Origin of the sequence: Serratia liquefaciens ATCC 27592, assembly GCF_000422085.1 — a bacterium.
GTDB classification, from domain to species: domain Bacteria; phylum Pseudomonadota; class Gammaproteobacteria; order Enterobacterales; family Enterobacteriaceae; genus Serratia; species Serratia liquefaciens.
The window spans coordinates 870455-892158 of record NC_021741.1; the positions used below are offsets into that span (position 1 = coordinate 870455).

At 55.2% G+C, this 21704-nt stretch carries 21 protein-coding genes and 1 pseudogene; 16 read left to right on the forward strand and 6 right to left on the reverse strand.

Features of this window, described 5'->3' with window-relative positions:
- Positions 1-138 precede the first annotated feature (138 nt).
- Genes M495_RS25480 through nqrM form a run of 9 tightly spaced genes read left to right on the forward strand, consistent with a single transcriptional unit; the run spans position 139 to position 7615 of the window.
- A complete protein-coding gene (locus M495_RS25480; protein ID WP_130016277.1) occupies positions 139-471 on the forward strand; it encodes a hypothetical protein in 333 nt (110 codons plus the stop codon).
- A 34-nt stretch (positions 472-505) separates the two neighbouring features.
- The gene (locus M495_RS04015; RefSeq protein WP_020825366.1) at positions 506-1855 is read left to right on the forward strand and encodes a Na(+)-translocating NADH-quinone reductase subunit A; all 1350 of its coding nucleotides are present in this window, start codon (positions 506-508) and stop codon (positions 1853-1855) included.
- A gap of 3 nt (positions 1856-1858) precedes the next feature.
- Entirely contained in the window at positions 1859-3100 is a 1242-nt protein-coding gene (locus M495_RS04020) for an NADH:ubiquinone reductase (Na(+)-transporting) subunit B (RefSeq protein WP_020825367.1), read from the forward strand.
- Positions 3090-3884 carry a Na(+)-translocating NADH-quinone reductase subunit C gene (locus tag M495_RS04025; protein WP_020825368.1) on the forward strand — a complete coding sequence of 265 codons (795 nt, stop codon included), beginning with the start codon at positions 3090-3092 and terminating at the stop codon, positions 3882-3884. Before M495_RS04020 ends, M495_RS04025 begins: the two co-directional genes overlap by 11 nt.
- Positions 3877-4506: an NADH:ubiquinone reductase (Na(+)-transporting) subunit D gene (locus M495_RS04030; RefSeq protein WP_020825369.1), complete on the forward strand. Its 630-nt coding sequence runs from the start codon at positions 3877-3879 to the stop codon at positions 4504-4506. The genes M495_RS04025 and M495_RS04030 overlap by 8 nt, the downstream gene beginning before the upstream one ends.
- A gap of 6 nt (positions 4507-4512) precedes the next feature.
- A complete protein-coding gene (gene nqrE, locus M495_RS04035) occupies positions 4513-5109 on the forward strand; it encodes an NADH:ubiquinone reductase (Na(+)-transporting) subunit E (RefSeq protein WP_012005400.1) in 597 nt (198 codons plus the stop codon).
- Between the two features lie 15 nt (positions 5110-5124).
- Positions 5125-6348: an NADH:ubiquinone reductase (Na(+)-transporting) subunit F gene (nqrF, locus tag M495_RS04040; RefSeq protein ID WP_020825370.1), complete on the forward strand. Its 1224-nt coding sequence runs from the start codon at positions 5125-5127 to the stop codon at positions 6346-6348.
- Positions 6349-7380: an FAD:protein FMN transferase gene (locus M495_RS04045; RefSeq protein WP_041414253.1), complete on the forward strand. Its 1032-nt coding sequence runs from the start codon at positions 6349-6351 to the stop codon at positions 7378-7380.
- 7 nt (positions 7381-7387) lie between these two features.
- Positions 7388-7615, forward strand: a complete 228-nt coding sequence (nqrM, locus tag M495_RS04050) for a (Na+)-NQR maturation NqrM (RefSeq protein WP_020825372.1) — start codon at positions 7388-7390, stop codon at positions 7613-7615.
- Positions 7616-7677: 62 nt separating this feature from the next.
- On the opposite strand, the gene M495_RS04055 is transcribed toward nqrM, so the two are convergent.
- Positions 7678-8562 (reverse strand): glycerophosphodiester phosphodiesterase family protein, encoded by an 885-nt coding sequence (locus tag M495_RS04055; protein WP_020825373.1) that lies wholly within the window; start codon positions 8560-8562, stop codon positions 7678-7680.
- A 205-nt stretch (positions 8563-8767) separates the two neighbouring features.
- Between M495_RS04055 and dinB the strand changes: the two genes are divergently transcribed.
- Positions 8768-9829 (forward strand): DNA polymerase IV, encoded by a 1062-nt coding sequence (gene dinB / locus M495_RS04060; RefSeq protein ID WP_020825374.1) that lies wholly within the window; start codon positions 8768-8770, stop codon positions 9827-9829.
- Positions 9830-9907: 78 nt separating this feature from the next.
- Here the strand turns inward: dinB and pepD are convergent, their stop codons facing one another.
- Complete coding sequence (pepD, locus tag M495_RS04065) at positions 9908-11368, reverse strand: beta-Ala-His dipeptidase (protein ID WP_020825375.1); 1461 nt, start codon at positions 11366-11368, stop codon at positions 9908-9910.
- Positions 11369-11692: 324 nt separating this feature from the next.
- Here pepD and gpt point away from each other — a divergent pair, with 324 nt between their 5' ends.
- The 5 genes and pseudogenes from gpt (at position 11693) to proA (ending at position 16615) form a co-directional block, all read left to right on the forward strand.
- On the forward strand, positions 11693-12151 hold the full coding sequence (gene gpt / locus M495_RS04070; RefSeq protein ID WP_020825376.1) for a xanthine phosphoribosyltransferase: 459 nt from the start codon (positions 11693-11695) through the stop codon (positions 12149-12151).
- 144 nt (positions 12152-12295) lie between these two features.
- Positions 12296-13545 (forward strand): annotated as a pseudogene (frsA, locus tag M495_RS04075) (esterase FrsA).
- 60 nt (positions 13546-13605) lie between these two features.
- Entirely contained in the window at positions 13606-14007 is a 402-nt protein-coding gene (gene crl, locus M495_RS04080; protein ID WP_041414255.1) for a sigma factor-binding protein Crl, read from the forward strand.
- Between the two features lie 241 nt (positions 14008-14248).
- Complete coding sequence (proB, locus tag M495_RS04085) at positions 14249-15352, forward strand: glutamate 5-kinase (RefSeq protein ID WP_020825379.1); 1104 nt, start codon at positions 14249-14251, stop codon at positions 15350-15352.
- A 9-nt stretch (positions 15353-15361) separates the two neighbouring features.
- Positions 15362-16615 (forward strand): glutamate-5-semialdehyde dehydrogenase, encoded by a 1254-nt coding sequence (proA, locus tag M495_RS04090; protein ID WP_020825380.1) that lies wholly within the window; start codon positions 15362-15364, stop codon positions 16613-16615.
- Between the two features lie 221 nt (positions 16616-16836).
- Here proA and M495_RS04095 read toward each other — a convergent pair whose 3' ends face one another.
- From M495_RS04095 to M495_RS04110, 4 genes are all read right to left on the reverse strand, one after another.
- Entirely contained in the window at positions 16837-17838 is a 1002-nt protein-coding gene (locus M495_RS04095) for a PDDEXK family nuclease (RefSeq protein ID WP_020825381.1), read from the reverse strand.
- Between the two features lie 551 nt (positions 17839-18389).
- On the reverse strand, positions 18390-18575 hold the full coding sequence (locus tag M495_RS04100) for a helix-turn-helix domain-containing protein (RefSeq protein WP_020825382.1): 186 nt from the start codon (positions 18573-18575) through the stop codon (positions 18390-18392).
- 64 nt (positions 18576-18639) lie between these two features.
- Positions 18640-19164, reverse strand: coding sequence for a cytochrome b561 (cybB, locus tag M495_RS04105; protein ID WP_081667723.1), 525 nt, complete (start codon positions 19162-19164; stop codon positions 18640-18642).
- Between the two features lie 147 nt (positions 19165-19311).
- On the reverse strand, positions 19312-20910 hold the full coding sequence (locus tag M495_RS04110) for an ABC transporter substrate-binding protein (RefSeq protein ID WP_020825384.1): 1599 nt from the start codon (positions 20908-20910) through the stop codon (positions 19312-19314).
- Positions 20911-21213: 303 nt separating this feature from the next.
- On the opposite strand from M495_RS04110, the gene bhsA reads away from it, so the two are divergent.
- On the forward strand, positions 21214-21468 hold the full coding sequence (gene bhsA / locus M495_RS04115) for a multiple stress resistance protein BhsA (protein WP_020825385.1): 255 nt from the start codon (positions 21214-21216) through the stop codon (positions 21466-21468).
- The last annotated feature ends 236 nt before the right edge of the window (positions 21469-21704 follow it).

The following is a 21704-nucleotide window of genomic DNA, read 5'->3' on the forward strand; positions in this document are numbered from 1 at the left end:
GGTCTTAAAACTCCGTCAGATTACCAGCGTGTTCTTTTTTAGCAATATGCGATGTGTATAAAAAAACTACAAACTTCGATAAAAGTGAATCGACAGGCAGATTTTAACGATTGGTGGAGTAAAACAGCGGAAATTTAATTGCGTTTGCTTGACTCAGGTCACTGCCCAGCGCAGAAAAATGTTGTGAAAAATGTTAATATCCCGGCTCGAATTAATCTGCTGTTACGTCCGCAGAATGAGGTGTTGAGCTTACTTCTCGGGGGGATTGAATCACCCCTGCGGCAACAAAGTATTAACAGCGTTTTTAGCGCGCAAAAATGGATCCAGGAGTTATCAACGGAATGTTCGCGACCCCATTTTGTCAGTGCGAAAGATTTCATGTTGAGCGTGATGCCGTTGCGCTTAACCCAGAGGCTGCTGATGCAGTCTCATCATCCAGGCATCGTCAGCACCAGCCTCTGGGGCCGGTAAGACGTGTGAAACTAACCAACATCGTATAAATCTTATGATTAAAATCAGAAAAGGGTTAGATCTGCCCATTGCCGGAACACCGGTTCAGGCAATTCATGACGGCCCAATCATTCAGCATGTCGCCCTGCTTGGGGAAGAATACGTCGGAATGCGCCCGTCCATGCTGGTGCAGGAAGGCGATAGCGTTAAGAAAGGTCAGGCGCTGTTCGAAGATAAAAAGACCCCCGGCGTATTCTTCACTGCGCCAGCCAGCGGCCGCATCGTAGCCATCAACCGTGGTGAACGGCGCGTTTTGCAGTCGGTGGTGATCGCCATCGAAAATGGCGGTGACGAACAGCTGGAGTTTGCCCATTACCCGATGGCGGAACTGGCCATGTTGCCGCGCGAGCAGGTCGAAAGCGAACTGATCGCCAGCGGCTTGTGGACGGCGTTGCGCACCCGCCCTTTCAGCAAAACTCCTGTGCCGGGAACGACGCCGCGTGCCATTTTCGTTACCGCCATGGACAGCCAGCCGCTGGCTGCCGATCCGTTGGTGATCATTACCGAACAACTGGCGGCATTTAACGCCGGGTTAGCGGTATTGGCACGCTTGACCGACGGTAAAGTCCACGTCTGTCACGCATCAGGTGCGAACCTGGGCAAGCAGCCGGATGCACAGGTGACCTATAACGAGTTTGCCGGCCCACATCCTGCCGGGTTGGTGGGGACCCATATCCACTTCCTCGAACCGGTCAGTTTGAAAAAAACCGTCTGGCATATCGGTTATCAGGACGTGATCGCTATAGGGACGCTATTCACTACCGGCAAGCTCGATACCGATCGGGTGGTGGCGCTGGCCGGCCCGCAGGTGGAACAGCCACAGCTGCTGCGTACCCGCCTGGGGGCCAGCCTCGATGAACTGACCGCCGGCCGTCTTAAAGCCGGTGAAAACCGGGTGATTTCAGGCTCGGTGCTGAGCGGCACCCACGTCGCTGGCCCTAACGCCTATCTTGGCCGTTTCCACTCGCAGGTTTCCGTGCTTGAAGAAGGGCGTGATAAACAGCTGTTCGGCTGGATCGCGCCGTCGCCGGATAAATTCTCTATCACCCGCACCACGCTGGGCCATTTCCTGAAAAACAAGCTGTTCGCCTTCTCGACCACCACCCACGGTGGCGAACGCGCCATGGTACCGATCGGCAACTATGAGCGGGTGATGCCGCTGGACATTCTGCCGACGCTGCTGCTGCGTGACCTGCTGGCGGGTGACAGCGACAGTGCACAGGCGCTGGGCTGTCTGGAGCTGGATGAAGAAGATCTGGCGCTTTGCACCTTCGTCTGCCCCGGCAAGTATGAATACGCTCCGGTGCTGCGCGACGTGCTGACCAAGATTGAGCAGGAAGGATAACCGATGGGCCTGAAGAACTTTTTTGACAAAATCGAGCATCACTTCACTCCGGGCGGCAAGCTGGAAAAGTGGTACCCGCTGTTTGAAGCCACGACGACGGTGTTTTACACCCCGGGTCTGGTGACACGCGGCGCTTCGCACGTGCGCGACGCCATCGATCTGAAACGCATGATGATCCTGGTATGGCTGGCCGTTTTCCCGGCGATGTTCTGGGGTATGTACAACGTTGGCCAACAGGCCATTCCGGCGCTGCATCACCTCTACAGCGGCGATCAGCTGCAACAGGTATTGGCGGGCGACTGGCACTACCGGCTGGCGCAATGGTTGGGGGCTTCTTTGGCGGCGGACGCCGGCTGGGTCAGCAAAATGGTGCTGGGTGCCTGCTACTTCCTGCCGATATACGCCGTGGTGTTTCTGGTCGGCGGATTTTGGGAAGTGCTGTTCGCTATCATTCGCAAGCACGAGATTAACGAAGGTTTCTTTGTTACCTCGATTCTGTTTGCGCTGATTGTGCCGCCCACGCTGCCGCTGTGGCAGGCCGCGCTGGGGATTACCTTCGGCGTGGTGGTGGCGAAAGAAATTTTCGGCGGCACCGGGCGCAACTTCCTTAACCCGGCATTGGCGGGGCGCGCTTTCCTGTTCTTCGCTTATCCGGCGCAGATTTCCGGTGACCTGGTGTGGACCTCCGCCGACGGTTTCTCCGGCGCAACGCCGCTGGCGCAATGGAGCGCGGGTGGGGCGCACAGTCTGAGCAACGTCGCTACCGGCCAGTCAATCAGCTGGATGGACGCGTTTCTCGGCAACATTCCCGGCTCCGTCGGCGAAGTTTCCACACTGATGATCCTGCTTGGCGGGGCGATAATCCTGTTCGGTCGTGTGGCATCCTGGCGCATCGTCGCCGGCGTGATGCTGGGCATGATGGCTACCGCCTTCCTGTTTAATTCCATCGGTTCTACTACTAACCCGCTGTTCGCCATGCCGTGGTACTGGCACCTGGTGTTAGGTGGTTTCGCCTTCGGCATGATCTTTATGGCCACCGATCCGGTTTCCGCCTCGTTCACCAATAAGGGGAAATGGTGGTACGGCATCCTGATTGGCGTGATGTGCGTGCTGATCCGGGTGGTCAATCCGGCCTATCCGGAAGGCATGATGCTGGCGATCCTGTTCGCCAACCTGTTCGCGCCGCTGTTCGATTATCTGGTGGTGCAGGCCAACATCAAGCGGAGAAAAGCCCGTGGCGAATGAATCTAAAAACGACAGCATCGGTAAAACGCTGCTGGTGGTACTGCTGTTGTGCCTGGTGTGTTCTGTGGTGGTGGCGGGTTCCGCCGTCGGTCTGAAGTCCAAACAGCAGGAACAAAAGCTGCTCGACAAGCAGCGCAATATCCTCGATGTGGCCGGCCTGCTGCAACCGAAAATGGAGGGCGAGCAGGTCAAAACGCTGTTCACCCAACGCATCGAACCCCGGTTGCTGGATTTAAACAGCGGTGAGTTTGTTACCGGCAAGGCAGCGGCGTTCGATCTGGCTGCGGCATTGCGTGATGACAGCAAAAGTGCGGCGTTGCCGGCGGCTGACGATCCGGCGGGCATCAAACGCCGCAGTAACCAGGCGGAAATCTATCTGGTGCGTGACGACAGCGGCGCGGTGAACAAAATTGTGCTGCCGGTTTACGGCACGGGCCTGTGGTCAATGATGTACGCCTTTGTTGCGCTGGATAATGACGGTAACACGGTGAAAGGCATTACTTACTACCAGCAAGGGGAAACCCCGGGTCTGGGTGGTGAGGTTGAGAATGCCAGCTGGCGCCAGCAGTGGGTCGGTAAAAAGCTGTTTGACGATAACGGGCAACCGGCGATCCGCGTAGTGAAAGGCGGAGCGCGTCAGGGAGATGAACACGGGGTGGACGGCTTGTCCGGCGCCACGCTGACCTCCAACGGCGTGCAGCATACTTTTGACTTCTGGTTGGGCGAGCACGGCTTTGGCCCGTTCCTGAAAAAAGTTCGTGAAGGAGCGCTGAAAAATGGCTGATTCCAAAGAGATTAAACGGGTCCTTTTAGGGCCTCTGTTCGACAACAACCCGATTGCCCTACAGGTGTTGGGCGTCTGCTCCGCGCTGGCGGTGACCACCAAGCTGGAAACGGCGGTGGTGATGACCATCGCGGTGACGCTGGTTACGGCGTTTTCCAGCTTCTTTATTTCGTTGATCCGTCACCATATTCCGAACAGCGTGCGCATTATCGTGCAGATGGCGATTATCGCCTCGCTGGTGATCGTGGTCGATCAGCTGCTGCGCGCCTATGCGTTCGAGATTTCCAAACAGCTGTCGGTGTTCGTTGGCCTGATCATCACCAACTGTATCGTGATGGGGCGCGCCGAAGCCTATGCCATGAAGTCGCCGCCCATCGAGAGTTTCATGGACGGTATCGGCAATGGGCTGGGGTACGGGGTGATCCTGGTGCTGGTTGGCTTCCTGCGTGAGCTGTTCGGTTCCGGCAAGCTGTTCGGCATCCCGGTGCTGGAAACGGTACAGAACGGCGGTTGGTATCAGCCAAACGGTTTGTTCCTGTTGGCACCGAGCGCGTTCTTTATCATCGGCCTGCTGATCTGGGCGCTCCGCACCCTGAAACCAGCGCAGATCGAAAAGGAGTAATGGCCGATGGAACATTATATCAGCCTGTTTGTACGCGCAGTGTTCGTAGAGAACATGGCGTTGGCGTTCTTCCTGGGGATGTGTACCTTCCTGGCGGTATCGAAGAAGGTCTCGACCGCCTTTGGTTTGGGGATTGCGGTTACCCTGGTGCTCGGTATCTCCGTGCCGGTGAACAACCTGGTCTACAACCTGATCCTGCGTGATGGCGCGCTGGTGGAAGGCGTTGATCTGAGCTTCCTCAACTTCATCACCTTTATCGGCGTGATTGCTGCGCTGGTGCAGATTCTGGAGATGATCCTCGATCGCTTCTTCCCCTCGCTGTACAACGCACTCGGCATTTTCCTGCCGCTGATCACCGTGAACTGCGCCATCTTCGGCGGTGTGTCCTTCATGGTGCAACGTGACTACAACTTCGCCGAATCGGTGGTGTACGGCTTCGGTTCCGGCACGGGCTGGATGTTGGCGATAGTCGCGATGGCGGGGATCCGCGAAAAACTCAAGTATGCCAATGTCCCCGCAGGGTTGCGCGGCCTGGGCATTACCTTTATCACCACCGGGCTGATGGCGTTGGGCTTTATGTCCTTCTCCGGTGTTCAGTTGTAAAGGCGGGAAGAATTTATGGAAATTATTTTAGGCGTCGCGATGTTTACCGCCATCGTTATGGTGCTGGTACTGCTGATCTTGTTCGCCAAATCGAAGCTGGTGAACACCGGCGATATTGCGGTGGAAGTGAATGGCGATTTGGACAAAAGCTTTACCGCTCCGGCGGGCGACAAGCTGCTGAATATGCTCTCCAGCCAGGGGATCTTCGTTTCGTCCGCCTGTGGCGGCGGCGGTTCCTGCGGGCAATGTCGGGTGGTGATCAAAGAGGGCGGCGGCGATATCCTGCCGACTGAACTGTCGCACATCAACAAGCGTGAAGCGAAAGAGGGTTGCCGCCTGGCCTGTCAGGTGAACGTGAAGCAAAACCTGAAAATCGAGCTGCCGGAAGAAATCTTTGGCGTGAAGAAGTGGGAGTGCGAAGTTATCTCCAACGATAACAAAGCCACCTTTATCAAAGAGCTGAAGCTGAAAATTCCTGACGGTGAAGATGTGCCGTTCCGTGCCGGTGGTTTTATTCAGATCGAGGCGCCGGTGCACGACATCAGCTATGCCGATTTCGATGTGCCGGAGGAGTACCGCGGCGACTGGGACAAATTCAACCTGTTCTGCTATCGCTCAGTGGTGAATGACACCACGGTGCGCGCCTATTCCATGGCGAACTATCCGGATGAAAAGGGCATTATCATGCTCAACGTGCGTATCGCTACGCCACCGCCGCGCGATCCTGACGTGCCGCCGGGCATTATGTCTTCCTATATCTGGTCGCTGAAGGCCGGTGACAAGGTGACCATCTCCGGGCCGTTCGGCGAGTTCTTTGCCAAGGATACCGACGCCGAAATGATCTTTATCGGCGGTGGTGCCGGCATGGCACCGATGCGTTCACACATCTTTGACCAGCTCAATCGCCTGAAGTCCAAGCGCAAAATCACCTTCTGGTACGGCGCGCGTTCGCTGCGTGAGATGTTCTACGAGGACGATTTCAATCGGTTGCAGGAAGAGAATGAAAACTTTACCTGGCACGTGGCGCTTTCCGATCCGCAGCCAGAGGATAACTGGACGGGTTACACCGGCTTTATCCATAATGTTCTGTTGGAAAACTATCTGCGCAACCACCCGGCGCCGGAAGACTGCGAATTCTACATGTGCGGTCCGCCAATGATGAACGCCGCGGTGATCAAGATGCTGAAAGATCTGGGCGTCGAAGACGAAAATATCATGCTGGATGACTTTGGTGGCTAAATGCGCGTAGGGGCAATGAAGGGCTGGATGACGACGGTGGTGCTGAGCGCCACCCTGTTATTGACCGGTTGCGGGCCGGAGCAGGTGAATCTCGATGGTAAAACCATGGGGACCTCCTATTCGATCCGCTACGTCACCGGCGACGATACGCCGTCCGCCGCCAAGATACAGGCGGAGATCGACAAACGGTTGGAGTTGGTGAACGACCAAATGTCCACCTATCGTCCTGGCTCGGAACTGAGCCGCTTCAACGCCAGTCGCGCAGTGGATAAACCCTTCCCGGTGTCGGCCGCGACGGCAGAAGTGGTGCTGGAGGCGCTGCGTATCAACCGCGTTACTGACGGCGCGCTGGACGTGACCGTCGGGCCGTTGGTTAACCTGTGGGGCTTCGGGCCTGAAGGGCGGCCGGACAAGGTGCCGAGCGCCGCCGCACTGGAGCAGCGCCGCGCCTGGACTGGCATCGACAAGCTGTCGGTACAGGGCAACGCGTTGGTCAAACGCATTCCGGAGCTGTATGTCGATCTTTCCTCGATTGCCAAGGGTTACGGGGTGGATGTGATTGCCCAGTACCTGCAGTCGCAGCAGGTGAAAAATTACATGGTCGATATTGGCGGCGAGGTGCGCACTCGCGGCCACAACGGTGAGAATAAACCGTGGCGTATCGCCATTGAGCGGCCGACCGCCGGCATGGAGCAGAAAGCGCAATTGGTGATCCAACCCGGTGAGATGTCGATAGCTACCTCGGGGGATTACCGTAACTATTTCGAACAGGATGGCGTGCGGTATTCGCATACTATAGATCCGATCACCGGCCGGCCGATCCATCACCACCTGGTGTCGGTCACGGTGTTGAGCCCAACCTGCATGGCGGCAGACGGTTTGTCGACCGGATTAAACGTACTGGGGCCGGAACGCGGCATGGCATTGGCGAACCTGATGGGGATCCCGGTGTTCATGATTGTGAAAACTGCCACCGGTTTTGAAGAGCGCTACTCTGAGGCGTTTAAACCCTATTTGAACAAGCACTCGTGAGGTCGCTATGTTGACGGTATTTGTCGCCACCTTCGTGTTGTTTCTGCTGATTGTCGGCGGTATGTCCCTGGGCTACGTGTTTAAACGTAAAAGCCTGCAGGGCAGCTGCGGCGGCATTACGGCGCTGGGGATGGATAAGGTCTGCGACTGTCCGGAACCTTGCGATGCGCGGAAAAAACGCCTGGAGAAAGAGGCGTTGCGCCAGCAGCAGTTGGAAAAGCACCGGATTATCTGACTTGGAAAAGCATCGGATTATCTGACTACAAGGGGCGCATGCAGCGCCCCTTTTTTTATCGGTTATTTGGCCTGGCGAAAGTTTTTCGCATCGGCCGGTGAGTTGACCATCACCCCGTCTACCCCAAGCGCCAGCGCCTGCTGGTAGTCTGCCGGGGTGTTAATACCAAACAGAATGATGTGCGCTGGGCCTTGCGAACGGAAGCAGTCGATCGATTCTTTATCCCAGGTCAGAAACGCCTTGGAGCGCCCCTCGCCCAGGGTAAATTTCTCCACCACTTCCACTTCCCGTTTCAGTTCCAACCCGTACCAGCGTGGCTTCTGGTTATCCGGCTTCAGTTCGCACAGGTGTGACAGGCTGATATTCGCCAGCAGGTCGCGGGTTTCATCGCGGGTTTCGAAACGCTTGATAGCCGGCGGTAGCGCCTGCAAATATTTGGCATCGGTGGAGTAGACGCGAGTGCGGTTCAGGCTGTCGGTTTTTTCCAGGGTTGCCAGCAAGGTTTTACCGAACTGGGCCGGATTGGCATCCGGTGACTTGATGTCCAGATAGAAATTGACCTTGGGGAAGTCGTTTAGTATCTCATCCAGTCGAGGAATGCCAATGCCTTTCCCCCGGAACGGGTGCGTTTCCCCTTTGGCGAATGACCAGCCGGCGTCAACTTTCGCCAGTTGTTCGGCGGTGTAAGCGGAGACCAGGCCCTGTTGGTTGGTCAGCGCTTTCAGGTCTGAAGGACGGTATAGCACGATGACGCCGTCTTTGGATTCCTGCAGCGTGATCCAAATGGCGTCGGCGCCGTTTTTCAGTGCGGTTTCAATTGCGACGCGAGTGTTTTCAGGTGCGTCGGCAGTGCCACCGCGGTGCGCAATAATGGCAGGGGCTGCGCTCGCGGCAAGGGATATCAGGGATAATGCTGAAGCGAATAAATAGACCGATAATGCTTTCATGTAGGGCACCTTCCTGTGCAAGGTTTATTGTTATCAATAACTGAGGCGATTAATTTGCCACAGCGTACTATTCAAAAATTACGCTTTTTTAACAAGTCGAAGATAATTGGGTGAAACCCTGTTTTATCCGAGCTGATCCGAGTTTTGCCGAGGCTTGAGCTTTCCATTATTGGCTGTATACTTATACAGTATTATTGGAGGGGCGATGCGTAAAATCATTCATGTCGATATGGACTGCTTCTTCGCGGCGGTAGAAATGCGCGACGATCCCAGCCTGCGCGATATTCCGTTGGCGATTGGTGGCAGCGCCGACCGGCGTGGGGTGATCAGCACCGCCAACTATCCTGCACGTCGCTATGGCGTACACAGTGCCATGTCGACGGCGATGGCGCTCAAGCTTTGCCCGCACCTTAAGCTGCTGCCCGGCCGCATGGCGGCGTACAAGGAAGCCTCGCTGCATATCCGTGAAATTTTTGCCCGCTACACCCCGTTGATCGAACCGCTGTCTCTGGATGAAGCCTATCTGGACGTCACTGACTGCAGCCAGTGCAACGGCTCGGCGACGCTGATCGCCGAACAAATCCGCCAGGCGATAGCCGATGAACTGAACCTCACCGCGTCTGCCGGTGTCGCGCCCATCAAATTCCTCGCCAAAATCGCCTCGGAGCTGAATAAGCCGAACGGCCAATACGTCATTACCCCGGCGCAGGTTCCCGCGTTTTTACAGCAACTGCCGTTGAGTAAAATCCCGGGCGTGGGAAAAGTGACCGCCAAACGGTTGGAAGAAGTGGGGTTGATCACCTGCGCCGACGTGCAGCAGTACGATCTGGCAGCGTTGTTAAAGCGCTTTGGCAAATTTGGCCGCGTTCTTTGGGAACGCTGTCAGGGCATCGATCTGCGGGAGGTTTCGCCAGAGCGGCTGCGCAAGTCGGTGGGGGTAGAACGCACGCTGGCGGAGGACATTCATGCCTGGGAAGAGTGCGAAGCGCTGATCGTCGACAAACTGTATCCGGAACTGGAAATGCGCTTGCGCAAGGTAAAACCGGATCTGCATATCGCCCGCCAAGGCGTAAAGCTGAAGTTTCAGGATTTCCAGCAAACAACCCAGGAACACGTTTGGCCAGTACTGAATAAAGAGGATTTGATCAATGTAGCGCGTCAGGCATGGAGCGAAAGGCGCGAAGGGCGTGGGGTGCGGCTGGTAGGCTTGCACGTGACGCTGCTGGATCCGCAGCTAGAGCGCCAGCTGTTGCTGCCGTGGGAATAGCAAGGGCGCAATGCAATATTGCGCCCTTGCTTGCACAGCACGGTATTTTTTAGGGTTCAGTACACCGAACCCGGCAAATTACGCGCGCTCTGGGATAGCCTTCAGCAGTGCCGTCAGCAGTTTCCAGTACAGGCCCACGCTTTCGATATGCACCTGCTCATCCGGCGAGTGCGGCCCGGTGATGGTCGGCCCAATCGACACCATATCCATATTCGGGTACGGCTTTTTAAACAGGCCGCATTCCAGCCCCGCGTGGATCACCATGATGTTTGGCGTCTTGTTGAACAGATCCTGATAGATCTCGCGTACCAAATGCATGACCGGTGAGTCAGCGTCCGGTTGCCAGCCAGGGTAGCCGCCTTTCGGGGCCACTTTGGCATTGGCCAACTGGCCCAGCGCGGTCAGCATGCCGACCACGTAATCTTTACCGCTGTCGATCAACGAACGGATCAGGCAGATGATTTCTGCTTCGCTGTCGCTGGTGGTCACTACGCCCACGTTCAGTGAGGTTTCCACCACGCCTTTCACCGCGTCGCTCATGCGGATCACACCGTTTGGCGTGCCGTTGAGCAGTGCCAGGAAACGCTGTTGGCTGTCTGCGGTCATGGCCTGAGACGTGCTGGTGGTTGGCTCCAGCAGAACGGTGATGTTCTTCTCTTTAGCGGACAGCTCATTTTGCAGGGTGGCCAGGAACGCCTGGCTCAGTGCTTTGAGCTCATCGGCCTTAGCTGCCGGTACGGCAACCACGGCAGAAGCTTCACGCGGGATGGCGTTGCGCAGGGTGCCGCCGTTCAGGTCCAGTACGCGCAGATTCAACGCCGCGGCATTATCGAACAGGAAGCGCGCCAGCAGTTTGTTGGCGTTGCCCAGACCGACGTGAATATCCGCGCCGGAGTGGCCGCCTTTCAGGCCTTTGATCGTCAGCTTCAGGGTCTGGTAACCGGCCGGTACGGCTTCACGCTGCAGCGGCAGGGTGGTGATGAAATCAATACCGCCGGCGCAACCCATGTAGATCTCGCCTTCTTCTTCGGAATCGGTGTTGATCAGGATATCGGCCTGCAGCCAGTTAGCCTGCAGCCCGAATGCACCGTCCATGCCGGCTTCTTCGGTCATGGTCAGCAGCACTTCCAGCGGACCGTGCTCGACGCTGTCGTCTGCCAGCACAGCCAGCGCGGAGGCCATGCCGATGCCGTTGTCGGCGCCCAGCGTGGTGCCGCGCGCTTTGATCCACTCACCGTCGATATACGGCTGAATCGGATCCTTGGTGAAGTCGTGCACGGTGTCGTTATTCTTCTGCGGCACCATGTCCAGGTGCGCCTGCAGGGCAACCGGCTTGCGGTTTTCCATGCCTTTGGTGGCTGGCTTGCGCAGCAGGATATTGCCTACCTGGTCACGCTCGGCGTGCAGGTTTTTCTCTTTGGCCCATTCGAGGATGTGCTGCGCCAGCGCTTCTTCATGATAAGAAGGGTGTGGAATAGAGCAGATTTTGGCAAAAATATCCCACAGCGGCTGTGGCGAAAGTTGAGACAATTCAGACACAATAAGTCTCCTGTAACGGCATTCACGGCATAGCGGGAATACCGCTCGGTTAGGGTTAGGGGCATCTGTGCGGTTTTGGCACGATCTCCAGAGAATATCACTTTCTACCGGGCGGTGCCCGTCCCGAATTGTGCTGTTTAAGCGCTTGATCACACTAGTTTGCTGCGCTGCAGTTCATTTTTTCAGCATCAATCACCAGAGGAAATACTTATGATTTCCACGGTACAACTGGTATTCGGCGCGCCCAGTCTCTATAATCTCGCGCAACCTTTTTTCCCCTGATTACTGAATAAGCCACACGCTGGCTGGCTGGGACACCATTCTATGAGCGAAAAATACGTTGTTACCTGGGACATGCTGCAAATGCAAGCGCGCAAACTGGCTCACCGCCTGCTGCCTGCTGACCAATGGAAGGGCATTATCGCCGTAAGCCGCGGCGGTCTGGTACCGGCTTCTCTGCTGGCGCGTGAGCTAAGCATTCGTTATGTGGATACCGTGTGCATTTCCAGCTATGACCATGACAACCAACGCGAAATGAAAGTGCTCAAGCGCGCTGAAGGCGACGGTGAAGGCTTTATCGTCATCGACGATCTGGTGGATACCGGTGGTACTGCAAAAGCCATCCGCGAGATGTACCCGAAAGCGCATTTCGTCACCATCTTCGCCAAGCCAGCAGGTCGCCCGCTGGTGGACGATTATGTGGTTGATATCCCACAAGATACCTGGATCGAACAGCCATGGGATATGGCGGTGACCTTCGTACCACCGATCGGCGGTCGTTAAGTTCGACAGGCTGTTCCATTAAAACGCCCGGTTTCGCCGGGCGTTTTCGTTATTTTGGTTTATCGCCCCAGAGTTAGGTACACTACCTCCAGTTGATTAGGCTGTTTGCGGCCTATAGCCAGATTTACGGAGGCTGTTGTTACCATGGCACAAGCCAACCTTTCTGAAATTCTGTTCAAACCCTCATTTAAACATCCTGAGACCTCGACGCTGGTGATGCGCGCGCGCGCAACAAAGTCAGCGCCGATTTGCATTCCACGCTGGAAGGCAACACCGTCAGCAACTGGTATCGCATGCTTAACCCGCTGTTGTGGGCCTGGCGCGGCGTTGATCCGATCGAAATCAACGAAGTGCTGGCGCGCATCGCAGTCGCCGATGTGGAGCACACCAACGACAAATGGCTGGATACCGTGGTCGGTTACCGTAACGGCAACTGGATTTACGAATGGGTTCACCAGGGCATGCGCTGGCAACAGAGCGCGTTGGAACAGCAGGATCCTTTGATCGGCGGTCAGCACTGGCTCAACGCCGCCAATTTTTACAGCATCGCCGGCTACCCGCACCTGAAAGGGGACGAACTGGCCGAGCAGGCCGAAGCGCTCTCCTGTCGGGCTTACGAAGAAGCCGCGCTGTTGCTGCCTTATCAGTTGAAAGAGCTGGAGTTTCGCATTGAGGGCGGCAGCAGCATCAATGGCTTCCTGCACCTGCCGGACAAGGGTGAGGCCCCGTTCCCGACGGTGTTGATGTGCGGCAGCCTGGACACGCTGCAAACTGACTATCACCGCCTGTTCCGCGATTATCTGGCACCGCACGGCATCGCCATGCTGACCATCGATATGCCCTCCATCGGCTCCTCATACAAGTGGAAGCTGACGCAAGATTCCAGCTTCCTGCATCAGCAGGTGCTGATCCAGCTGGCCTCGGTGCCGTGGGTCGATCATCAGCGCGTCACCGCGTTTGGCTTCCGTTTTGGTGCCAACGTGGCGGTACGTCTGGCCTATCTGGAGCCACAGCGGCTGCGTGGCGTGGCTTGTCTGGGGCCGGTGGTGCATCGCCTGCTGTGCGACAGCAAAACGCAACAGCATGTGCCGGACATGTACATGGATGTGCTGGCCAGCCGGATGGGGATGGCCAACGCGTCGGATAACGTGCTGAAGGTGGAGCTGAACAGTTATTCGCTGAAAACCCAAGGGCTGTTGGGCCGCCGTTGCCCGACGCCAATGCTGGCCGGTTACTGGGATCAGGATCCGCTCAGCCCGAAAGAAGAAGCGCAACTGATCGCATCATCCTCGCTGGACGGCAAACTGATCGCCATACCGCGCGCCCCTGTCTACAGCAGTTTCCACAAGGCGTTGCTGCAAATGACCCACTGGATGAAAGATAAAATGCGTTAATTAGTTGCTAAATTTTAACAGTTTGTTAAAAAGAGTGGTCTACATTGAGGAGGTTAAAGAATGACGTTACCGAGTGGTCACCCTAAAAGCCGACTAATGAAACGTTTCGCCAGCTTGGGGCCGTACCTGCGTGAAGGGCAGTGTGAGAACGACCGTTTTTTCTTTGATTGTTTAGCCGTGTGCGTCAATGTTAAGCCCGCTCCAGAGAAGCGCGAGTTCTGGGGTTGGTGGATCGAACTGCATGCCGAAGATACGCGTTTCACCTACGCCTATCAATTTGGCCTGTTTGATAAAGATGGGCACTGGACGCCGGAAAAGATTAAAGATGCTGAAGTGAAAACCAAGTTGGAAACCACCCTGCGTGATTTCCACCGTCGTCTGGGCGAGCTGCTGACCACCATGGAACTGACGCTTGAACCGGCCGAGAATTTCAAAGAGAAACTGATTAAACTTTCCGCCTGACCCCGTTAGACCACAAGTATTCTGCTGATTTCGCGTTGTGCCTGTTGGCATAACGCGTCTCTCCTGCTACAAAGTCCTTTGCACTCTTATTCTCATCATATCCTATAGCTTTCGAGTTGCAGCTAGGCGGCAAGTGCAGGAATCCGCAGGAGCTTACCAAGGTAAGTGACTGGGGGGATTGCGAGTAGCCAACAACGCTGCAGCTTGAAAGATGACGGATAAATTACACGGCAGAAATACTATGAACGGCAGCCAGACACTGGTTGTGAAATTGGGCACCAGCGTGTTGACCGGCGGATCGCTGCGTCTTAACCGTGCTCACATTGTCGAACTGGTACGCCAGTGCGCACAACAGCATGCAGCGGGTCACCGCATCGTTATCGTCACCTCCGGCGCGATTGCCGCCGGGCGCGAACATTTGGGTTACCCCGAACTCCCCGCCACCATCGCCTCCAAGCAGCTGCTGGCGGCGGTCGGGCAGAGCCGGCTGATTCAACTGTGGGAGCAACTGTTTTCCATTTACGGCATCCACGTCGGGCAGATGTTGCTGACGCGCGCCGATCTGGAAGACCGTGAACGCTTCCTCAACGCGCGTGACACCATGACCGCGCTGCTGGACAACCGTATCGTGCCGGTAATCAATGAGAACGACGCGGTAGCGACCGCAGAAATCAAGGTGGGCGACAACGACAACCTGTCTGCGCTGGCGGCGATCCTGGCCGGGGCCGACAAGTTGCTGTTGCTGACCGATCAGCAAGGCTTGTACACCGCCGATCCACGTAATAACCCGCAGGCGGAACTGATCCGTGAAGTGCACGGCATCGACGATGCGCTGCGGGCCATCGCTGGCGACAGCGTTTCCGGCCTGGGCACCGGCGGCATGGGCACCAAGCTGCAAGCTGCCGACGTGGCTTGTCGCGCCGGCATCGACGTGATCATTGCCGCTGGCAGCAAGCCGGGCGTGGTGGCGGACGTTATTGAAGGTAAACCGGTGGGCACGCGTTTCCACGCGCTGGAAACCCCGTTGGAAAACCGCAAACGCTGGATCTTTGGCGCACCGCCAGCGGGTGAGATTACCGTCGACGACGGCGCGGTCGATGCGATTATGGCGCGCGGCAGTTCGCTGCTGCCGAAGGGCATTCGCGAAGTGAAAGGCGATTTCTCCCGTGGTGAAGTGATCCGCATCCGTAACCTGGCGGGGCGCGATTTGGCCCACGGCGTCAGCCGCTATAACAGCGACGCGATGCGCATGATTGCCGGTCATCACTCGCAGGAAATCAGCGAAATTCTCGGTTATGAATACGGCCCGGTGGCAGTGCACCGCGACGATATGATAGTCAGTTAAGGAGTGAGCATGCTAGAGCAAATGGGGAGAGCCGCCAAACAGGCTTCCTGGCAACTGGCGGTGCTGAGCACGGCGAAGAAAAACCAGGTGTTGTCGGTCATCGCCGACCGGCTGGAAGCCGAAAGCGAAGTGATTTTGCAGGCTAACGAGCAGGATATGACGCAGGCACGCGCCAGCGGGATGAGCGAAGCGCTGCTCGATCGCCTGCTACTGACCCCGGCGCGACTGGCGGCGATCGCCAACGATGTGCGCCAGGTGTGTCGTTTAAACGACCCGGTCGGCCACGTGTTGGACGGTAGCCTGCTGGACAGCGGGCTGAAACTGGAACGCCGTCGCGTGCCGTTGGGCGTGATTGGCGTGATTTATGAAGCACGGCCAAACGTCACCATCGACGTTGCCAGCCTGTGCCTGAAAACCGGCAACGCGGTGATCCTGCGTGGCGGTAAAGAAACCCACCATACCAATCAGGCGACGGTGAAAGTGATCCAGCAGGCGCTGGAACAGTGCGGCCTACCGGCGGCGGCGGTACAGGCTATCGACAGCCCGGATCGCGCGTTGGTGAATGAACTGCTGCGCCTGGATCGCTACGTCGATATGCTGATCCCACGCGGTGGCGCGGGCCTGCACAAGCTGTGTCGTGAACAGTCGACCATCCCGGTGATCACTGGCGGTATCGGCGTTTGCCACACCTACGTTGATGACAGCGTTGATTTCGACAAGGCGCTGACGGTGATAGAGAACGCCAAAATTCAGCGCCCAAGCGCCTGTAACTCGCTGGAAACGCTGCTGGTGAACCGCAACATCGCCGCAGAGTTCCTGCCGGCGCTGAGTGCCAGAATGGCGGCGGTGGGGGTTACCCTGCACGCGGCGGAGAATGCCATGTCGCTGTTGCAAGACGGCCCGGCAACGGTGGTGGCGGTGGCGGCAGAAGATTATGACGACGAATGGCTGTCGTTGGATCTGAACGTGGCGCTGGTGGACGATATCGATCAGGCCATCGACCATATCCGTACCCACGGCACCAGCCATTCCGACGCGATCCTCACCCGTTCACTGAGCAGCGCCGAGCACTTTGTGCGTGCGGTGGACTCCAGCGCGGTGTATGTGAATGCCAGCACCCGCTTCACCGACGGCGGCCAGTTCGGTCTGGGTGCAGAAGTGGCGGTCAGCACGCAGAAACTGCATGCCCGCGGTCCAATGGGCCTGGACGCTCTGACCACCTACAAGTGGATCGGCTACGGCGACGATTTGGTTCGCAGTTAACGTTTAGTACGGCGTTGAGATTTCATGTAGGGGCGCAGCATGCTGCGCCCTTTTTGTATGCTGGTTCATACCAGAACTGGCATTGTTGCAGGCCCAAAGAAATTATTCTGACAGTCGGTTCTGTGCCAGGAGCGGACGTTATTAACACTATGGTGTGTTAATAAATGTTGGGTAGAGCATCTCTCAGATGTTTTATATTAAAAATAAAAAAGGTATTATTTCTATTCAACCTCAACTTTTTCGACAACAAATCCATCTTTGCTAAAAAAGTCCAAAACTCGTTCAATGTTACCTATACCCCATTGGTTGGATATTACTATTACTTCACCTGATTCGAGCTCAATCAGATCATCGTCATTCATGTGGTATCGATTTTTTCTCTCATCACTAATACATTCAGCTAGAGCTATCGTACGGTTTTTTATGACGCCAAATAATTTTTTTCTCAGCTCATCGAAGTTAGCAGGATTATTCTTTTCTATCCAATCAGTAAAAATTTCTAATGCAAGATTTCTTTTGTTTAGGACAAGTCCTTTGTATCTATAACTTGAATAATCCCTCTCTGATTTTTTAGAGCTGGCAATCTGCTCTATACGCTTCTCTCTAAATCTAACTTGGTATTCGTTCAGTTCGGGGACCGGTATTATCTGCTCTGCATTGATTAGAACTTCACCTTTGAAATTATAAGGTGTTATTTTTACGCAGCTAATATCAACGCCTTTATCCCTTAGCCAGATTGCCGTAGTAGTAAGTTCCTTACTAAATCCAGCCGATGCCAATATGACTCTTATATCTTTTCCAAAGTCGACAAGCTCTGTATCTTGAAGTTCAACAAAGTCTAGTATTTTTTCTTTAGCATCGATATCAATATTGTTTTTATGAAGATAGGCCTGATAATATTCACATGCCTTAGAAAAACTCATAGTAGATATCATCGCCGCATATCTCAATGCTTGGAGCTCCATATGAGCACCAATCTCGTCACGCTTTAACTCTATTACTACAAGGTTTGCCTGTTTATCAATAGCTAATATGTCAATCCTTCGGCGACTATCTTCCCAATCAGAGAATTCTTCGGCGATGACAAGACAATCAGGTGCCAATATGGTGATGTTATTTTTAATTGCCTCTTGCAAATCATAACGCTCTTGCAATCCTTCAATAGAAAACGTAGTTCTCTCTAAAGGTGTCAATGTTTTGTTGGAAATGTTATATAAAGCCACAAAAACTCCTTTTTAAACCTAACTGATAATAATTAAATGAATCGTTAAATATCACTTTTCCTTGTTAATAACATACCTCTGTTGTGAGTTGTGTGCCAATGAGAAATTTACGTCTGCTCCTCGATCATAGCGGCCCAATATTAAAGGTTTTCCATATAATAGAACGTTTTCATCAGTTCTTCTTCGGTTTGTGGTGATACCAAACTTGCCCCAGAATCTTCCTCAACTTTTATCAAAAGCTCAATTCCTAACCTGTTTGCCACATGGTTAGCACAACTTCGTGCATGAGAAGCTCTGTGTGCCAAGGATCTTGCAATATCCAAAACTCTTGTCCTCGATGATGAATGAGATATTAGTTCCTCCTTAAACAGATACACCTGGATAACTCGTTCTTCGCTGCCAAAGCTATCAGGGGGCGTTCAACTATAAGGCAGGGAATGTACCGGACCGGTGGCTCTCTTCAATAGCTATAGCTATGGAGTGTCTAATTTGCTCATCGCGCCCGATATGTACTGATAAGCGCATTCGTAATGCAAAAATCGTAGGTTCGATTACAGAGAATGAAATCGCCCGCCAATTCGCTCAATAACCGCTCCAGCATCAACCCCAAGCAACCGGGTAATCACAGCAAACTCCACCACATCCAGCTTGCGCTCGCCGTTTTCAACCTTGGCGATAAACGACTGCGGGCGTCCCAGCGCTTCGGTCAGGTTGGCCTGAGTGATGCCTTTTTCCATACGTGATACCCACACCAGCGCAAGAAAAGTGAGCTGCGGGTGGGTGCATAACAGGGCAGCGAACCTAACGCCGATTCAACCAAGGCAGCATACGCACCAGCGCATTGTCCTTAACGATATAGTGATGGAACAGCGCTGCGGCGGCATGCAGCCCGATCAGCCAATAGCCGAAAGCCGCCAGCGTCTTATGCCAGCCGATAATCGTCCGCGCCTGCGGCCGGTCGGCAATCTCGGCGAAGGGCATCGGCAAGCCGAATAAAAACCACTCTTTCCCCCCCAAATAGCGGGAATAGACGCCCAGAATCGGCAACGTCAGCAGCAGCAGGTAAATTAGGCTGTGTACCAGATGGGCTACGCCAGTTTGCCATTTTGCCGGTTTCGGCTCGATAGCGGGGCTGGTGTGGCGCCAGCGTAGAAACAAGCGGGCGATCATCAGAACAAATACCGTCACTCCGCAACTGAAATGGGTCACCACCAGCACGTACCACACCGGGGTGCCCGGTACGGCAAGCCCTCTCAGCTCAATCGTCGTGCAGGTCACGACCAGCAGGATCGCCACCAGCCAGTGCAGACGGATCTGCATCGGCATATAAGAGTTCTGCACCGGGTTACCTTTTGATGTTAAATCACAGTGTTGATGAGAGTAACCAAATGTTACAGGAGAGGAAAGCGCCGGATGAGAATTTCATCCGGCGGAATGCCGGTGTGGCACCCAACGCGGGTGCCACACTTTCACTCAGTTGATCTTGGCCTTGGCAAAGTCGCTGCCGTTAACGTCAACCACATAGCCGCTGACGTTGCTGCGGGTGGCGTAGAACACCTTGCCGTTAGCCAGCGGCAGCAGCGGAGCCTGCTGGGCAAAAATCACCTGTGCCTGCTGATAAAGCTTGGCACGTTCGGCCGGGACGCTAACCTTAATCGCCTGCTGGATCAGCTTGTCGTAGCTGCTGTCGCACCAGCGTGCCGCGTTGGCACCGGTTTGCACGCCGGCGCAGTTGAGCAGGGTAGCGAAGTTGTCCGGGTCGCCGTTATCCGACATCCAGCCATACAGCGCGCTCTGCTGTTCCCCTTTGCGCAACCCGGCCAGATACTGGCCCCATTCCCAGGTGACGATTTTGGCTTTTACGCCCACTTTCGCCCAGTCGTTTTGGATCATCTGAGCGATGCGGCGTGAATTCGGGTTGTAAGGGCGGGCTACCGGCATCGACCAGATGTCGGTCTCAAACCCTTTCTCCAGCCCGGCCTGCTTGAGCAGTTCACGCGCTTTTTCCGGGTTGTAAGCGTATTCGGGCAGTTTGTCGTTATAGCCCAGCATGCCCGGCGGCAGTATCGAATAGGCCGGCGTGCCGCTGTCTTTGAATACCGCCGCAACGATGGCCTTTTTGTCCACCGCATAGCTCAGAGCCTGGCGTACCAACACGTTGTCGAACGGCTTCTTCTGGGTGTTGAACGCCAGATAGCCGACGTTCAGGCCGTCGATGTTGTGCAACTGCAGGTTTTTGTCGCTCTTGATGGCGTCAAACTGCTCCGCCAGCGGGGCAGGGATAATCTGACACTCGTTGGTTTTCAGCTTGGCCAGCCGGGTTTCCGGGTTTGGCGTAATGGAGAAAATCAGGTGTTTGCTGGCCACTTCGCCCTGCCAGTAATGCGGGTTGGCGATGTAGCGGATCAGCGAGTCCTGTTTGTACTGCTGCAGCGCAAACGGACCGGTGCCGATCGGCCAGTTATCGACATATTCCGGGGTGCCTTTTTTCAGCATGGCATCGGCATATTCGGCGGAAAGGATCGAGGCGAAGTCCATCGTCCAGTCGGCGAGGAACGCGGCGTTAGGCTGGCTCAGCGTAAAGCGCACGTGGTCGTTATCCACCGCCTCCACTTTGGTGATCAGCTTGTCCAGCCCGGTGTCGGTGAAGTACTCGTAGTTGCCGCCGGACACCTTGTGATACGGATGATTGGGGTCCTTTTGACGCATCACGGTGAACACCACGTCCTCGGCGTTGAAGTCGCGCGTCGGGGTGAAGTATTTGTTGCTGTTGAATTTCACGCCCTTGCGCAGCGTAAAGGTGTAGGTTTTGCCATCCGGACTGATGGTCCACTCGGTCGCCAGTGAGGGCGCCGGGGTTTTATCGCTTTCACGCAGCGTCAGCAGGCGGTTGTACAGCACCTGCGAGGTGGCGATAAAGGTGGTGCCGGAGCTGGAAAGCTGCGGGTTGAAAGATTCGGGCGAGGCTACGGTGCAGTAGACCAGGGTATCCGTGGCGGCCAGTGCGTTGCCCGTCGTCAACAGGCCGGTTCCTGCCAACAACAGACCCGCAGTGCTTTGTTTTAAACGCATAAAATGGATGGCTCCCTCAGGTTGATTGAGGACACTGCCGCCGCGGTGGCATTCAGGCAGCCCTCAATTTAAATATAAGTGATTGATCGCGAATATGGGAACTGAGGAATGACGATTGTTCGACGGTCGCAGAACGGTCGGGCGTCAAGATAGCCGATGAAATTGTATGCTTAGGTAAATAACCCCGGTTTTTCGGTTGTCTGACAAAAATGTTATCGACGAGTCACTTTGGGGTCAGCAACCCCCACTTAGAATCACCTCACCAGGCAGAACCTGGTCTGGTCAATCTAATGAGGTGGTTATATGAAAGCGATTAAATATGTCATGGCGGCGTTTATCCTGGCGGTGGTGTCCACCAGCAGCTTTGCGGCCAACAGCGTCAGTTCCGAGCAGGGGCTGACTAAACTCGGCGTGGTCTCCGCCAGCGGAGCACTGACGCTCTCAGGTCTGGAAAAGCAATTGGCGAAGAAAGCCGATCAGGCTGGGGCCAGTTCATACCGCATTATTTCCGCCAGCGGAGGCAATAAACTGCACGGCGTAGCGGTAATTTACCAATAATGGCAGGTGCATGCCGTTAGACCGGGGCGGTACTTGTTTTTACCGCCCCAGAAGGTTTCTGTTTTGTTGGTTTGTAGCCCTCATCCTCCGTCACTTAACCCTCGGTCATTCCTCAAGCGCACTCTCCCCGTCAATTAAGTTTGCAGCATGAACAGGTTGTTCTATATTCATGAAAATGATAATAAGTGTTATTATCATTTTCATTTGTAACCAAACCGAAACATCTTCAGTGCGTT